General features: G+C 62.3%; 11 protein-coding genes. 8 read left to right on the forward strand and 3 right to left on the reverse strand.

Going from position 1 to position 15305, the window contains the following annotated elements; genetic code table 11:
• Positions 1-61: 61 nt before the first annotated feature.
• The 4 genes from PZ897_RS09055 to PZ897_RS09070 all read left to right on the forward strand — a co-directional run bounded on the left by PZ897_RS09055 (position 62) and on the right by PZ897_RS09070 (position 5606).
• Complete coding sequence (locus tag PZ897_RS09055) at positions 62-1057, forward strand: MDR family oxidoreductase (RefSeq protein ID WP_275751826.1); 996 nt, start codon at positions 62-64, stop codon at positions 1055-1057.
• A 71-nt stretch (positions 1058-1128) separates the two neighbouring features.
• Entirely contained in the window at positions 1129-3444 is a 2316-nt protein-coding gene (locus tag PZ897_RS09060) for an ATP-binding protein (RefSeq protein ID WP_275751828.1), read from the forward strand.
• Positions 3445-3572: 128 nt separating this feature from the next.
• Entirely contained in the window at positions 3573-4442 is an 870-nt protein-coding gene (locus tag PZ897_RS09065; RefSeq protein WP_275751830.1) for a GNAT family N-acetyltransferase, read from the forward strand.
• A 240-nt stretch (positions 4443-4682) separates the two neighbouring features.
• Positions 4683-5606, forward strand: coding sequence for a class I SAM-dependent methyltransferase (locus tag PZ897_RS09070; RefSeq protein ID WP_275751832.1), 924 nt, complete (start codon positions 4683-4685; stop codon positions 5604-5606).
• Positions 5607-5642: 36 nt separating this feature from the next.
• Here PZ897_RS09070 and PZ897_RS09075 read toward each other — a convergent pair whose 3' ends face one another.
• Positions 5643-6413: a glycosyltransferase family 25 protein gene (locus PZ897_RS09075; RefSeq protein WP_275751834.1), complete on the reverse strand. Its 771-nt coding sequence runs from the start codon at positions 6411-6413 to the stop codon at positions 5643-5645.
• Positions 6414-6953: 540 nt separating this feature from the next.
• On the opposite strand from PZ897_RS09075, the gene PZ897_RS09080 reads away from it, so the two are divergent.
• A complete protein-coding gene (locus PZ897_RS09080; RefSeq protein ID WP_275751835.1) occupies positions 6954-7706 on the forward strand; it encodes a TylF/MycF/NovP-related O-methyltransferase in 753 nt (250 codons plus the stop codon).
• 88 nt (positions 7707-7794) lie between these two features.
• Here PZ897_RS09080 and PZ897_RS09085 read toward each other — a convergent pair whose 3' ends face one another.
• The gene (locus PZ897_RS09085; RefSeq protein WP_275751837.1) at positions 7795-10080 is read right to left on the reverse strand and encodes an NADP-dependent malic enzyme; all 2286 of its coding nucleotides are present in this window, start codon (positions 10078-10080) and stop codon (positions 7795-7797) included.
• A gap of 158 nt (positions 10081-10238) precedes the next feature.
• Here PZ897_RS09085 and mutS point away from each other — a divergent pair, with 158 nt between their 5' ends.
• The 3 genes from mutS to PZ897_RS09100 all read left to right on the forward strand — a co-directional run bounded on the left by mutS (position 10239) and on the right by PZ897_RS09100 (position 14637).
• Positions 10239-12998 (forward strand): DNA mismatch repair protein MutS, encoded by a 2760-nt coding sequence (mutS, locus tag PZ897_RS09090; RefSeq protein WP_275751839.1) that lies wholly within the window; start codon positions 10239-10241, stop codon positions 12996-12998.
• A gap of 28 nt (positions 12999-13026) precedes the next feature.
• The gene (locus PZ897_RS09095; protein WP_275751840.1) at positions 13027-13575 is read left to right on the forward strand and encodes an AAA family ATPase; all 549 of its coding nucleotides are present in this window, start codon (positions 13027-13029) and stop codon (positions 13573-13575) included.
• A gap of 69 nt (positions 13576-13644) precedes the next feature.
• Positions 13645-14637: an adenosine kinase gene (locus PZ897_RS09100; RefSeq protein WP_275751841.1), complete on the forward strand. Its 993-nt coding sequence runs from the start codon at positions 13645-13647 to the stop codon at positions 14635-14637.
• Between the two features lie 23 nt (positions 14638-14660).
• On the opposite strand, the gene PZ897_RS09105 is transcribed toward PZ897_RS09100, so the two are convergent.
• Complete coding sequence (locus PZ897_RS09105) at positions 14661-15296, reverse strand: trimeric intracellular cation channel family protein (protein WP_275751842.1); 636 nt, start codon at positions 15294-15296, stop codon at positions 14661-14663.
• Positions 15297-15305 lie beyond the last annotated feature (9 nt).

Raw genomic sequence — 15305 nt, forward strand, 5'->3', positions numbered from 1 at the left:
TCCGCCCTTGATCTTGTTGCCGGGTCGGGTCAGTCTGAAACAACACTTTAGAGGAGCTTCCATGCAAGACCGTTTCAAGGGCATTCTGCTTACCCGAGACGACAACAAGGTGATGTCGGTCAATGTGACCGAGCTCGGCCTTGACGATCTGATGGAAGGCGACGTGGTCGTCGAGGTGGAATGGACCACCATCAACTACAAGGACGGGCTGGCGATCACCGGCAAGGGGCCTGTGGTGCGGCGCTGGCCGATGGTGCCGGGCATTGACTGCGCCGGCACGGTGGTGCGCTCGGAAAACGAGCGCTTCAATCCCGGCGACACGGTGATTCTCAACGGGTTTGGCGTTGGCGAGGTCCATACCGGTGCCTACGCCAGTTACATTCGGCTGAAAGGCGATTGGCTGATCCCGATGCCCGAGGGCATGGATGGGCGCTCGGCGATGGCCATCGGCACCGCCGGCTACACAGCCATGCTGTCGGTGATGGCGCTGGAACGCCACGGCATCACGCCGGGCCGCGGTGCGGTCGTGGTCACCGGCGCCAATGGCGGCGTCGGCACAGTGGCGATCGCGGTGCTGGGCAAGCTCGGCTATGACGTCATCGCCTCGACAGGCCGCACCGAGGAGGCTGAGTTTCTCAAGAGCCTCGGCGCCTCCGAAGTCATCCACCGCGACGAGCTTTCCGGACCTGCCAAGCCGCTGGACAAGGAACGCTGGGCCGGCGGCATCGACGCGGTTGGCAGCCACACGCTGGCAAATGTGCTGGCGATGACGTCCTATGGCGGCGCGGTCGCGGCCTGCGGCCTGGCGCAGGGCATGGATCTGCCGGGATCGGTGGCGCCGTTCATTCTGCGCGGCGTGTCGCTGCTGGGCATTGATTCAGTGATGGCGCCGCTGGCGCTGAGACAGGAAGCCTGGTCGCGGCTGGTCAAGGATCTGGACCTGGCGAAGCTTGAAGCGCTGTCAACCGAAGTCGGCTTTGACGGAATCATCGACGCGGCGCATTCGATCATCGACGGCAAGATACGCGGCCGTGTGGTGGTCAATATGAAGCAATAAAAGGCCTGATCGATAAAATTCGATGCTTTGGCGGAAGATTTTGCTCACTAGGTCCGTGCTAAATACACCGGATGAGCACAGAACCCTTGCGACTCCAGAACGCGCTCCAGCAGGCTCTGAACGAGCCTGTGCCGGCCCATCGAACCGCGCCACAGGTCGAACCGGCGGACCGGTATCCCACCGGTGACGCCGCGCGGCGCGACGACAGTGCAGGCAAACATGGTTCTGCCGCGCGCCGGTTGTTCTTCGCCTCGGCGGCGATGGCGGCCACGGCCGCGTCAGTCGCCTTCAACGCGCCGGCGGCGCTGCTGGCGTCGGTCGCCGGAATCGCCATCTTTGCAGCCGTGCCGGTGCTGACGCGTTCGTTCGGATCAGCGGCGACAGAGCAGCCGGCGCCAACAAAACCCGAAATTTTCGCGCTGGCGGAGCGTGACATCGACCATGCCTGGGAAATGGGCGAGTTCTCGGGCCAGTTCGGCGCCGTGTTCGACACACTTGGCGACATGGTGGCAGCGTGCGAGCTCAATGGTCAGATCATCCATGCCAACGACACATTCAAATCGGCGACAGGGTTTGACAATCCTGTCGGCTTGACGCTGGCCATGACTGGCGTCGAGCCGGTGGAAATTGCCGGAGAGGACAAGCACGAACTGGTACTTGGGGAGGCCGGGAGCCAGACGATCTGGACCTGGCACGAGACCACGGTCCGCGATCCGGCCTCCGGCAGACTGATCCTGCAGTGCGTTGGCCGCAACATCACCGCAGCACGCCGCACCGAAGCGGAGCTGGTCGACGCGCGCGAGAAGGCCGAGGCCGCCAATCATGCCAAATCGCGGTTTCTGGCCACCGTCAGCCACGAGATCCGCACGCCGCTCAACGGCATACTCGGCATGACCCATCTTCTCGAGCAGACCCAGACAACACCGGAACAGGCGAGCTATCTCAAGACCTCGCGGGAATCCGGTCACGCCCTGCTGTCGCTGATCGAAGATCTGCTCGACGTCACGTCAATCGAGGCCGGACGGCTGCACTTGCGGCACGAAGAGGGGGATCTGGAGGAGCTGGTAAACGGCGTATCAGAGCTGATGGCCTCGCGCGCTCATGAAAAAGGCATCGAGATTGCTGTCCGCATTGCGCCGGAAGCGCCGCAGCGTATCACGTCCGACATCGGCCGACTGCGGCAGGTGCTGTTCAACCTTGTCGGCAACGCCATCAAGTTCACCGAAACCGGCGGCGTGCTGATCGAGGTAATGCGTGAAGACACGCAACTGGCCTTCATTGTCTCCGATACCGGCCCCGGCCTGAAGGACGAAGATACAACCCGCATTTTCAAGGAATTCGAGCGCGCCAACAACGGACCGACCCGCAAGCATGGCGGCGCCGGTCTGGGCCTGTCGATCTCCGCCCGCATTGTCGAAGCGCTGGGCGGCGAGATTTCGGTCACGTCCACCGCCGGACAGGGCAGTGCCTTTGAGTTCACTGTGCCGGTCCGGGAGGTTTCGGTTCCCGAAGCCAGTGCGCCGGTGAGCGGGCCGCTCGCCGATCGCTCGGTTCTGGTGATCGCGCCTCGTGGACCTGTCGCAACCGCGCTTTTGTGGACCATCCGCGATCTTGGCGGCATCGCCGAGACTGCTGATGACGCCGAAAGCGTCATTGCAGCCCTGACCCGGCTTTACCGGTCCGGCGCCGAGCTGAGCGATATTGTGGTCGACCGCAGGCTTGCTGACAGGGCGGAACTGCTGCTGGCCAGCGCGCCGATCGAATTGCCCGCGGATATTGCGCGCACCCTGGTGATCGCGCCGGAAGACAGCCGCGATCTCGACAGCCATGCCGGCCATGGCGCCAATGCCTGGCTTGTGCGCCCGGTGCGCCGGGCGTCACTGATCAATGTTCTGACCCGCCGCGACGACCGCGACGACCGCGACCGCCTGTGCGGAAAGCCACGCGAGATGGTGTTCGCGCGCTCATCGGAGCATCCGACGCTCGACATTCTTCTGGCCGAAGACGATCCGATCAACGCCTTGCTGGTGCGCACCATCCTGGCCCGCCAGGGACACCGGGTCTCCATTGTGACCAATGGCCGGGAACTGGTTGACCAGGCCATGCAACGTCCTGGCGGTGCGGCCAGCTTCGATCTTGTTATCACGGATCTGTCGATGCCCGAACTCGATGGCCGCAGCGCAATTCAGCAGATCCGCCAGGAAGAAGCCGCAGGCCAGTTTTCGCGCTTGCCCATCATGGTGCTGTCGGCCGACGGTCAGGCTTCCACCCGCGACGACTTGCTGGCAGACGGCGCTGATGCGCATGCGGAAAAGCCGGTCGATCCGGAATGGCTGGTTCAGCTGGCAGCGGTCACCGCCGGCAAAAAAACGCGCGCGGCAGGCTAAGCCCCACCTGGAAGGTGGAGCAAGCAACACATTAAGACCTCCAAATCACCACATCCGGGATGGCAAATGTCACCGGGATGTCGCAGAATCATGGTTGAACCGCGTCACCACAACGCGAGAGATGAACCATGGAAACCCACGTGCACCGCCCCTTGCCCAAGCCCTTTCTTCCCCCGTTCGCGGGAGACCGTCCGGCGAAACCGGTACTTGGCCGCATCGGGTCGCTGGAAGTCCGGCTTGCCGCCACGCGCAACGAAGCCGAGGCAGCGCAAGCGCTGCGTTACCGGATCTTCGTCGAGGAAATGGGCGCGCGGCTGCCCCTCGAAGCCATGCAGCAAAAACGGGATTTCGACACGATTGACCGATATTGCGATCATCTTATCGTGCTTGATACCGCGATTGGCGGCGAGGTCGAACAGCAGATCGTCGGCACCTACCGGTTGCTCAGGCAGGACATTGCGGCCCGCCATGAGGGCTTTTACTCGCAGGCCGAGTACGATGTGATGGATCTGGTCGGCCGCAATCCCGGCAAGCGTTTCCTCGAACTCGGCAGGTCCTGTGTGTTGCGCGCCTATCGCACCCGGCGCACGCTTGAAGCCCTGTGGCAAGGCACCTGGGCCTATGCGCTGGTTCACCGCATCGATGTGATGTTCGGGTGTGCCTCGTTTCCCGGAGATCAGCCCTACGCGCATGCACTGGCGCTGTCGTTCCTTCACCAGACAGCCGCTGCGCCTGAAGACTGGCATGTACGCTCCATGGCTGGCCGGGGGCTGTCAATGGACATGATGCCGGTCGAGGCAATCAACCCGAAGGCCGCGTTGGCGGCGATGCCCCCTCTGGTCAAAGGCTATCTCAGGGTTGGGGCGCTGGTCGCGCAGGAGGCTGTCGTCGACAGCGCCTTCGGCACAACCGATGTCATGGTTATCCTGCCGGTCAACCAGATCAGCGGTCGCTACCTCAATCATTACGGTGCTGATGCCTCGCGGTTTGCGGTCTGAACCGCCCACGCGAAATCATGATGCGTGTTGCATCGGCTCAATGAGATACCGCGTCTCTTGCGCATCCTGATGGGTGCGTGCGGCTGTCGTGCGCAAGCCTGCGAAACAGCGGCGCGCCGCAGTCGCACGGCTTCGGCCAGCAAATTTTGATTGCCTTGAACCCCGCGCAAGGGTTAGGTCACGGCAATGAGGTGGCGGCAAACCCCGCCCCAGCCGAGTCTGGCTGCTACGCGAGGGATGATGAGCTACAACATAGTGCAGTTTTTTCTGCCTTTCACCCGCTATCCCTACAGCGGCGAAAGCGTGGTTTGCCCGGCCTGCGGGCATGACGACAGCCAGCCGCTGGTCTCGCTCGACCGTCGGCTCAAGCGGCTGCCGACCGTCATGTGCGGCCATTGCGGCCTGCTCTATACAAACCCGATGCCTACCGATGCGGAGCTTACGAGCTATTATCGGGATTACTACCGGTTCGATTATCAAGCCGCCACCTCGAAGCCGAAAGAGCGGCATATCAGCAAGCGCCGCGTCGAGGCCAGCCGACGGGTCGCGCAGCTCGAAGGTCTTTTGCCGGAGGGCGCGCGCACGCTTGATTTCGGCTGCGGCTCCGGCGAATTTGTCGGCGCCATGCTCGACGCCGGTTTTGATGCACACGGATTCGAACCCGGCGACACCTATGCCACTTATGCGCGGACCCTGTATGGCGACCGGATTTCGGTGTCGGGCTGGCAGGATTTCAAGGTCGAGACGCCATTTGATCTGGTCACCAGCTTTCATGTGGTCGAGCACCTGCGCGATCCGGTGGCGGCCATACGGCAGATGACGCAATGGATAGCGCCAGGCGGGCTGATCTATATCGAGATCCCGGATCTGGGCATCGTCCATCCCAACAAGGGATTTGGCACCCTGCATTTTGCCCATCTGACCGGCTTCAACCAGCACAATCTGGTCGTCGCGGCGGCGCGCGCCGGGCTGACGCCGGAACGCACGGTCAGCCCCACAGGGGTGATCTTCAGGCGTGAACAGATGCCGGCCGAAGCCATCGAGGCAGAGGCGCTGCGCGGGCGGGCGCTTGCACAAAGGCTCTATGGCGGCGGCCGCATGGTTTCGAATTATCTACGCTACCAGCTGGGTAAACTTACCGGCGCCAACCGCGCGAAAGACTAAAGCGCGACGCCAGAGCTCCGGTGATGCCGGCCCAGCTCAGGATTTGCGCCGGTTGATTTTCTTCCGCAGCAATCGCAGGCCGCGCCGGACGAAGCGGTTGGTCTCCAGATAGGCGCGATAGGGAAAAACCGTCAGATAGCGGGTGGGCGAAAGCTTTACGCGTTCGGCAGTGAACTGGATTTGTGTTTCCATGCCGGTGTTCTGGTCGATTGGCACGGGCACGACGAACACGGATCTGAGCCCCATCAGATACTCGATGTCGAAGGCAATGTCCCATGCCACCCGTATCGGCAGCAGTCGCTTGAGAAAGACTTCGGCACAGCGGCGGTTGACCACATACCCGCCAGCGCCTTTTTCGCGCGTCAGGGCAATCGCGAGGGAACGGGTCGCATCGATCTTGCGGTAGGGCACCCGGATGCCGGAATTGACCGTGGACAGTCTCAGGATATCCCATTCATCGGCCTCGGCAATCGCTGCGCGGACAATTGCCGCCAAATCATCGGGCAAGCGCCCGTCATCTTCGAGAATCAAAGCATGCTCGGCGGGACTTGCCAGAAACGCCCGCAAACAGGCGATGTGGCTCAGGTAACAGGCGATTTCACCATCGTGAAATCCGCGCCCATGCAGCGTCCTGTACCCCTTGGTATCGAATTCGGGAACAGATGCATCAAGGGTCAACCGGTCGACTGCGGCAATCCGTTGATAGCCGATTCCAAGACGACGCAACTGTGCGTCCATGAATTTCAACCGATCAGGCGCGCGGTCGAGGTTGATGAGATAGGTGCTGAAGCTATTTACATTTCGCACTGTAAAGCCTGTTCTTCACGTCTCTGGTTATAGTGATAGGAACCATTGCGTTGCGTCAGACGCCTCAATGTCCGACTAACTTTACCCCGGGCGAATGAATTACCCGTCCGACGTAGCAAAATCAGAAAGACCACGCCAGAGTACTTGTCGGTTGGAGGAAACAAAATCGCCCGACTCTCAGGCTGTGGTCTCTATTGGCACGGCAAACTCAGAGCAACCGGTTTAACGATTGACGGCAGCCGATCTGCCTTGCCGGCATGTTTGCGCCTTCTCCGGGCATGGCCGTTGCCGGTCTGGTCCGCCTGCGGGATGCAAGGCCCTGACAGCTTTTTGCCCCAAGCCTGCCCCCCGGCATTAACCTCGGCTTAACCATAAACCGGCAAGCTGAACGGACAATTACACTGCGCGCAAACCAGCGTGGGATGCATTTCCACTGAACCCGCTGCAACCGGCTTGACGAGGTGGAGGGGGAGATTCCGTGCAGCAATTGCAATCATCACAACAGGGCTTGCGACAGCGGGCCATCATGATGGGCCGGCCATGAAGCGAATTGACCAGCGTCGAATCCGGTTGGACGACGCCCTCTCCAGGCTGATGCAGACCGAGGCCGGCAGGGCCGAATACTGGCGCCGCCTGGACGCTGAATGCGACCACAGCCCGTTGGTTGAGTTGCTGGATAAAAGTCTCGATTTGGAGGGTGATGTCATTGAATGCGGCGTGTTCCGGGGCACATCCACCCGGCTGATCGCGCGCCGGTTGACCGAACGCTCACCGACGAAGAAACTGTTTGCCTGCGACAGTTTTGAAGGGTTCCCGCAAGACCGGATTCAGAGCAAGGACCTCAACCCGTTGCGGTTTCGCTTCCGTCACAAGATCCGCCGCAAATTCGCGCGGGCTGCCGATGTCCCGTTTCGGCTCATGCAGTTCTTCGAGGCCTACAGGGTCAATGGCTATGTGGTGAAGGGGTTTTTCTCCGATACGCTGCCGAAGCTGGTTCGCCGCAAATTCTGCTTCATCTTCATCGATTGCGACATCTATGATTCGCATCTCGACTGCCTCAACATCCTCTATGATCAGCTGGTTCCCGGCGGCCTTGTGATGTTTGACGATTATGCGCAGCCAAAATGGCCCGGCGCCTCCCGTGCTGTCGACGACTTCTTCGCCAGCCGCCCGGAAAAACCCCAATCCTTTGCCGGGCATCACGGCACAGCCTGGTATGTGCGCAAGCCGCTGGTCCTGCGGGAGGCGGCTCCCACTCCGGCTTTCATGCCAAGGCTACGCCAGTCCGCATAGCCCGAACGGTTTGGCCCCGCCGCGGCTGGCCCGGTTTCCAGTCCGTCAGGCTCCCGCGTCCGGCGAGCGCAGCTACCGCCATTTTGCGTCAGTTCGAAGCGTTGTAAGCCGCGATTGCCGCCATGTTGACGATGTCGGAATCCTTGGCGCCCATCGAAACGATCTGGATCGACTTGTCGAGACCGACCAGCAACGGTCCGATTACCGTGGAACCGCCCAGTTCCTGCAGCATCTTGGTCGAGATCGAAGCCGAGTGGAAGGCCGGCATGACCAGCACATTGGCGGTGCCGGACAGGCGGCAGAACGGATATTGCTCAAGCACGGCGGTGTTGAGCGCCACGTCGGCTGCCATCTCGCCGTCATATTCGAAATCAACCCGGCGCTTGTCTAGAATTCTGACGGCATCGCGCACCCGCTCGGAGCGTTCACCGGTCGGATGGCCGAAAGTGGAATAGGCCAGCATCGCCACACGCGGCTCATACCCCAGCCGTCGCGCCATGCTGGCCGCTTCCTCGGCAATGTCGGCAAGTTCCTCGGAATTGGGCATGTCGATGACGGCCGTGTCGGCGACAAACACGGTGCGGCCGCGGCACAGGGCCAGGGAAACGCCGATCATGCGATGCCCCGGCTTAACGTCAACGCATCGGCGGATATCCTCAAGAGCCGTGGAATAGTTGCGGGTGATTCCCGTCACCATGGCGTCGGCATCACCGAGCGCCACCATGCAGGCGCCGAAATGGTTGCGGTCGGTGTTGATCAACCGCTGGCAGTCGCGATGCAGGTAACCTTTGCGCTGCAACCGGGCATAGAGATAGTCGGTATAGGCTTCGACCCGGCGCGAGACGCGGGCGTTGACAAGTTCGATGCCGGGGCGGTCGAGATCGATGCCGGCCAGTTTGGCGGTTTCGCGAATCTGCTCTTCGCGCCCCAACAGGCAGGCGGTGCCGAGCCGCTGGTTCACATAGGAAACCGCGGCGCGCATGACCTGTTCCTCCTCGCCTTCGGCAAAGACAACCCGGCGCGGATGACGCCGCACCCGCTCGTATAGCCGCTGCAAGGTGGAGGCGATCGGATCGCGCCGGGCCGAGAGTTCCTGAGCGTAGGCGTCGAGGTTGAGGATCGGCATCTGCGCCACCTCCGACTCCATAGCCGCCTTGGCGACGGCCACGGGAATGGCCGAGATCAGCCGCGGATCGAACGGGACAGGAATGATGTATTGCGGGCCGAACCGCGGCCTGACACCCTGATAGGCCGCCGCCACGTCGTCGGGAACATCCTCCCGCGCAAGCTGGGCCAGCGCGTGCGCGGCGGCGATCTTCATGTCGTCGTTGATCGTGGTGGCCCTGACATCGAGCGCGCCGCGGAAGATGTAGGGAAAGCCCAGAACATTGTTGACCTGGTTGGGATAGTCCGACCGGCCAGTGGCCATGATCGCATCGTTGCGGATGGCCGCGACCTCCTCGGGCGTGATTTCCGGATCCGGATTGGCCATGGCGAAGATGATCGGATTCTTCGCCATCGATGCAACCATCTCCGGCGTCAGCGCGCCTTTGGCGGAGAGGCCGAAAACGACATCCGCGCCTTCCATGGCGTCAGCCAGCGAGCGCATTTTGGTCTTGACCGCATGACCGGACTTCCACTGGTTCATGCCTTCGGTGCGGCCCTCGTAGATCACCCCCTTGGTGTCGCACAGGATGATGTTTTGCGGTGGGAACCCCATCGCCTTGACCAGCTCGACGCAGGCAATTGCCGCGGCGCCTGCGCCATTGCAGACCAGTTTGGTGGTCTTGATATCCCTGTCGGTCAGATGCAGCGCGTTGATGAGGCCGGCGATGGCGATGATGGCAGTGCCGTGCTGGTCGTCATGGAACACCGGAATGTCCATAAGTTCGCGCAGCCGCTGCTCGATGATGAAGCAATCCGGCGCCTTGATGTCTTCGAGATTGATGCCGCCGAAACTGGGGCCGAGGTAGCGGACGCTGTTGATGAATTCGTCGACATTCTCGGTGTCGACTTCGAGATCAATGGCATCAATATCGGCAAAACGCTTGAACAGCACCGCCTTGCCTTCCATCACCGGCTTGGAGGCCAATGCGCCGAGATTGCCCATACCTAGAATGGCCGTGCCGTTGGATATCACAGCCACCAGATTGCCTTTGGCCGTGTAGTCGAAGGCCCGCGATGGATCGTCGGCAATCGCCTTGACTGGAACCGCAACACCGGGCGAATAGGCCAGCGACAGGTCACGCTGCGTCGCCATCGGCTTGGTTGGCGTAATTTCGAGCTTTCCGGGCCGGCCCCTGGCGTGGAAATCCAGTGCCTCCTGATCGGTTACAGCGGAAATTGAGCGATCTGACTTGTCCGTGCCTGGCATATCTTCCATCCCGTTGTGGGCGACCTTGTGTATGGTGCCTCAACCCTGTTGTCTTTGTCCTCATCCCACCGTTAGGGTGGATGGGCCGGGCTGTAAAGCCACGCATGCGGTGAAGCTTATTTGCCAAACAATTGAAAACCCAGGACAGGCATCCGCTCTTGAACGACGAATCCCCGCTAAACCCCGCCATACTGACAACTGCCCAGCTCGCCACGGCGGAAAGCCGAGCCACGGCCACGCCGATGATGGAGCAATTCATCGAGATCAAGGCTGCCAACCCGGATTCGATGCTGTTTTACCGGATGGGTGACTTTTACGAACTGTTCTTCGAAGACGCCGTCGATGCGGCGCGCGCACTCGGCATCACGCTGACCAAGCGCGGCCAGCATCTGGGCCAGGACATTCCGATGTGCGGCGTGCCGGTGCATGCCGCCGACGACTACCTGCAGAAGCTGATCATGCTCGGTTTCCGGGTGGCGGTGTGCGAGCAGGTCGAAGACCCTGCCGAAGCCAAGAAGCGTGGTTCCAAATCCGTGGTCCGCCGCGACGTGACCCGACTGGTGACACCGGGCACGCTGACCGAAGACAAGCTGCTGGATCCGTCGCAATCGAACTTTCTGATGGCGCTGGCGCGGGTCAAGGGATCGGGCGAGGCCCAGTACGGGCTGGCCTGGATCGACATTTCCACCGGTGCGTTTCACGTTGCCGAGAGCCGGCTGGCCAGGCTGATGGCCGACATCGCCCGCGTCGAGCCGCGTGAGCTGATCCTCGCCGACAATGTGTTTCACGACCCCGAAATCCGGCCTTTGATCGAGCAGATCGGCCGGGTGGCGGCGCCGCAACCGGCGGTGCTGTTTGACAGCGCCTCAGCCGAAGGCCGCCTCACCCGGTTTTTCGATGTCGGCTCGCTGGACGGGTTCGGCAGTTTCTCGCGCGCCGAACTGGCAGCGGCAGCGGCGGCCATCGCCTATGTCGAAAAGACCCAGATCTCCGAGCGGCCGGCGCTTGGCCGGCCGGAACGGGAACGCGACGGCGCACGGATGTTCATCGACCCGGCGACGCGAGCCAGCCTCGAGCTGGTCCGCACCCTGTCGGGCGACCGGCAGGGCAGCCTGATCAAGGCGATCGACAGGACGGTGACCGGCGGTGGCGGACGCAAGCTTGGCGAATGGCTGATGGCGCCGCTGACCGATCCGGACGCAATCAATGCCCGGCTCGACGGCGTCTCCTACCTGATTGCCAATCCGGCGCTGACCGACTCGCTGCGGCGCGGGCTGAAGGGTGTTGCCGACATGCCGCGCGCCCTGTCCCGGCTGGCGCTCAACCGCGGCGGCCCGCGTGATCTTGGCGCCATTCTGAGCGGCTTGAAGGCCGCACACGAGATCGCCGGACTGTTCGATGAGGCCGGTGCGCCGGCGCATCTGCAATCAGCGGTCTCGACGCTGCGGCAGGTTCCGGACGAGATCAGTTCGCGGCTCGATGCCACGCTTGATGATGAACTGCCGCTGCTCAAGCGCGACGGCGGCTTTGTCCGCGCCGGGCACTCGCCGGAGCTTGATGAACTCCGGGCCCTCAGGGACCAGTCGCGCCGGGTGATTGCCGGACTGCAATTGTCCTATGCCGAGGACACCGGAGTCCGATCGCTCAAGATCAAGCACAACAATGTGCTGGGCTACTTCATCGAGGTGACTGCGCTCAACGCCGCGCCGCTGACCGACACGGACGAGGCCAAGGCGCGCTTCATCCATCGCCAGACCATGGCCAATGCCATGCGGTTTACCACCACCGAACTCTCCGACCTTGAAACCCGCATTGCCAATGCGGCCGGCGAGGCGCTGGCGATCGAGCTGGGAGCGTTTGACCTGCTGGTGGAACTGGCGGTCGCCCATGCCGACGTGATCAAGGCGGCCGCCGATGCGCTGTCGATCATCGATGTTGCCGCCTCGCTGGCGGAGCTGGCACAGGAACAGGGCTATGCCCGCCCGCGCGTCGATGACAGTCTGGCGTTCGAGATCACTGCCGGGCGGCATCCGGTGGTGGAGCAGGCATTGCGCAAGCAGGCGGCACAGCCGTTCGTGGCCAATGATTGCAACCTGTCACCGCCAGCCGCAGCCACCGGCAGCGAAGAGGGCGGCACGATCTGGCTGCTGACCGGACCCAACATGGGCGGTAAATCCACCTTCCTGCGGCAGAACGCCCTGATTGCCATCCTGGCGCAGATGGGCTCCTTCGTGCCCGCCGGCGCGGCGCATATCGGTGTCGTCGACCGGCTGTTCTCCCGCGTCGGCGCATCGGACGATCTGGCGCGCGGGCGCTCGACCTTCATGGTCGAAATGGTGGAGACGGCGGCGATCCTCAACCAGGCCAGCCCGCATTCTCTGGTCATTCTCGACGAGATCGGCCGCGGCACCGCGACCTTTGACGGGCTGTCGATCGCCTGGGCGGCGGTCGAGCACCTGCATGCTCAAAACCGCTGCCGCGGCCTGTTCGCCACGCATTTTCACGAGCTCACGGCGCTGTCGGAAAAGCTGCCGCGGCTCTCCAACGCCACCATGAAGGTCAAGGAATGGCAGGGAGAGGTGGTGTTCCTGCATGAGGTCGGCGCGGGTGCAGCCGACCGGTCCTACGGCATCCAGGTGGCGCGGCTGGCAGGCCTTCCCGATGCTGTGGTCGCCCGTGCGCGCGAGGTGTTGCAACTGCTGGAGACCAGCGAGCGGGAAAATCCGGCGGCGCGGCTGGTCGATGATCTGCCATTGTTTGCGGTTCCCCTGCACAAGGAGCCCGTGAAACAAACCAGGGGACCATCGGAGACCGATGCGTTTCTCACCGGGCTCAACCCCGACGAGATGACGCCACGCGACGCGCTGGAGGCGCTCTACGAGTTGAAGCGGCGGCTGTCGGAACAGCCAAAGGGCTGAAACAGAGCGGCCCGGCACTGGATGTCAGATGCGAAGATTCGTCATCACCGGAGCTTCGGGCAGCGGCAAGTCAACATTGGTTGATGCCCTTGCTGCGAGCGGTTACGCGACGGTCGCCGAGGTCGGGCGACAGATCGTTGCCGAACAGATGGCTTCGCATGGCACGGCCTTGCCCTGGCGGGACAAGGCCGCGTTCATGGATCTGCTTTTTGTCCGGTCGATTGCCAGATTTGACCAGACCGGCGAAGCCGCAGACGAGATCGTATTTTTCGACCGCAGTTTCATTGAGGCCATCGCTTACGGCACCGTGATCGGCCGGGCGCCTGCGCCGGCCATGCTGCAAGCGGCAGCGCTGCGGCGTTTCGAGACGCCGGCATTTGTTTGTCCACCCTGGCGCGCGATTTTTGCAAACGACCGCGAACGGCGGCACGATTTCGAATTCGCCTGCAAAGAATATGAAGCCAATGTCGCCGCTTACGTAGCCGCCGGATATGACCTGATCGAGGTTCCACCAGCCCCTGTCTCCGACAGAGTGAGCTTTATCAGACACAGGTTGGACGATTTGTCCGGTTGTTAGCCTTCCAATCCGGCTCAAAAGAGTTAGAAAGTCGATGACATTCCGTTCCGCCAATCCGCAAGAGTTCCCATGAGCCAGTTTGACGTTCTTTGCATCGGCAATGCCATTGTCGACATCATCGCCCGCTGTGACGAGACCTTTCTCGTCGACAACACCATCATCAAGGGCGCGATGAACCTGATCGATACGGATCGCGCCGAGCTGCTCTATTCCCGCATGGGACCGGCGATCGAGACCTCGGGCGGCAGCGCCGGCAACACCGCCGCCGGCATTGCCGGCTTTGGCAGCCGGTCAGCCTTTTTCGGCAAGGTTGCCGAAGACCAGCTTGGCAAGATCTTCAGCCACGACATCCGTGCGCAAGGGGTGCATTTCGCCACCAAGCCGCTTGAACGCACACCGCCGACCGCCCGATCGATGATTTTCGTGACACCGGATGGCGAACGCTCGATGAACACCTATCTCGGCGCCTGCGTCGAGCTCGGTCCCGACGACATCGAAGCCGATGTGGTGGCCAATGCCAAGGTGACCTATTTCGAGGGTTATTTGTGGGATCCGCCGCGCGCCAAGGAAGCCATCCGGCTGTGCGCCGAGATCGGCCACAAGAACGGCCGCGAGATGTCGATGACCTTGTCAGACCCTTTCTGCGTCAGCCGCTACCGGGCCGAGTTTCTCGAGCTGATGCGCTCGGGCACCATCGACATCATGTTCGCCAATTCCGATGAAGTGAAATCGCTTTACCAGACCGATGATTTCGACGCGGCCGTCAAGCTGCTTGGCCAGGACTGCAAACTGGCCGCCGTCACCCGGTCCGAACATGGTTCGGTTATCATCCGCGGTGACGAGCGGATCGAGATCGAGGCCATTAGGGTCTGCGACGTGGTCGATACCACCGGCGCCGGCGATCTCTATGCCGCAGGATTTCTGCATGGCTATGCCAATGGAAGGTCACTCGAGGTGTGCGGAAAACTCGGCAGTCTCGCAGCCGCCCTGGTGATCCAGCAGATCGGCCCGAGACTTCAGCTCTCGCTCGCCGACGCCGCGCGCGAAGCCGGGATCATCTGATCCCTGTGCCACGGAGGCGTTGGTTACATCACGTCTTCCGGCCGGCGCCCGGCGCGCGAGCGGTAGGGTGAGAACGCCCAGCCATAACGAATGGCTCCACCGCGCACCGCAAAGGCCAGAACCACGCCCACCCCTGAAGCGGCAATCAACGGAGCTCCGAGCAGGCTGGCGGCGACAAAGCCACCGGCCCCGACAAGGGCTGCGGAGACGTAGATTTCAGGCCGCATCAGCACCGAGGGTTCGCCGGAGAGAAGATCGCGCAGAATGCCACCCAATGTCGCGGTCATCATACCGGTGACCACGGCAACACTCGGCGAGCCGCTCAGCGCCAAGCCCTTGGCGGCTCCCATCACCGCATAGGCCGACAGGCCAACGGCATCGAGCCAAAGCAAAAGCCGGTAGCGCGATTCCACCAGATGGGCCGTGAAATAGATGATCGCGGCGACCACCGCGCAGACAATCAGATAGGCCGGTTTTTCCACCCAGAACACCGGCGTGGCGCCCAGCACGAGGTCGCGAAAAGTGCCGCCGCCAATGCCGGTGATGGCGGCCATGAAGCCAAAGCCGATCATGTCGAGCTGCTTGCGCGAGGCGGCAAGTGCGCCAGTTGCGGCAAAAACAGCAACTCCGGCATAGTCGAGAACATCAAGCGGGGTCATCGGCGCTGT

It is taken from the genome of Hoeflea sp. YIM 152468, from assembly GCF_029210485.1.
Classification (GTDB): Bacteria; Pseudomonadota; Alphaproteobacteria; order Rhizobiales; family Rhizobiaceae; genus Hoeflea.

Bases quoted from the DNA above. Each gene is read 5' to 3' on its own strand.
- PZ897_RS09055 (WP_275751826.1), top strand. From the start codon at position 62: ATGCAAGACCGTTTCAAGGGCATTCTGCTTACCCGAGACGACAACAAG.
- PZ897_RS09100 (WP_275751841.1), top strand. From the start codon at position 13,645: ATGAGCCAGTTTGACGTTCTTTGCATCGGCAATGCCATTGTCGACATC.
- PZ897_RS09070 (WP_275751832.1), top strand. From the start codon at position 4,683: ATGAGCTACAACATAGTGCAGTTTTTTCTGCCTTTCACCCGCTATCCC.
- PZ897_RS09095 (WP_275751840.1), top strand. From the start codon at position 13,027: ATGCGAAGATTCGTCATCACCGGAGCTTCGGGCAGCGGCAAGTCAACA.
- PZ897_RS09080 (WP_275751835.1), top strand. From the start codon at position 6,954: ATGAAGCGAATTGACCAGCGTCGAATCCGGTTGGACGACGCCCTCTCC.
- PZ897_RS09060 (WP_275751828.1), top strand. From the start codon at position 1,129: ATGAGCACAGAACCCTTGCGACTCCAGAACGCGCTCCAGCAGGCTCTG.
- PZ897_RS09105 (WP_275751842.1), bottom strand. From the start codon at position 15,296: ATGACCCCGCTTGATGTTCTCGACTATGCCGGAGTTGCTGTTTTTGCC.
- PZ897_RS09065 (WP_275751830.1), top strand. From the start codon at position 3,573: ATGGAAACCCACGTGCACCGCCCCTTGCCCAAGCCCTTTCTTCCCCCG.
- PZ897_RS09085 (WP_275751837.1), bottom strand. From the start codon at position 10,080: ATGCCAGGCACGGACAAGTCAGATCGCTCAATTTCCGCTGTAACCGAT.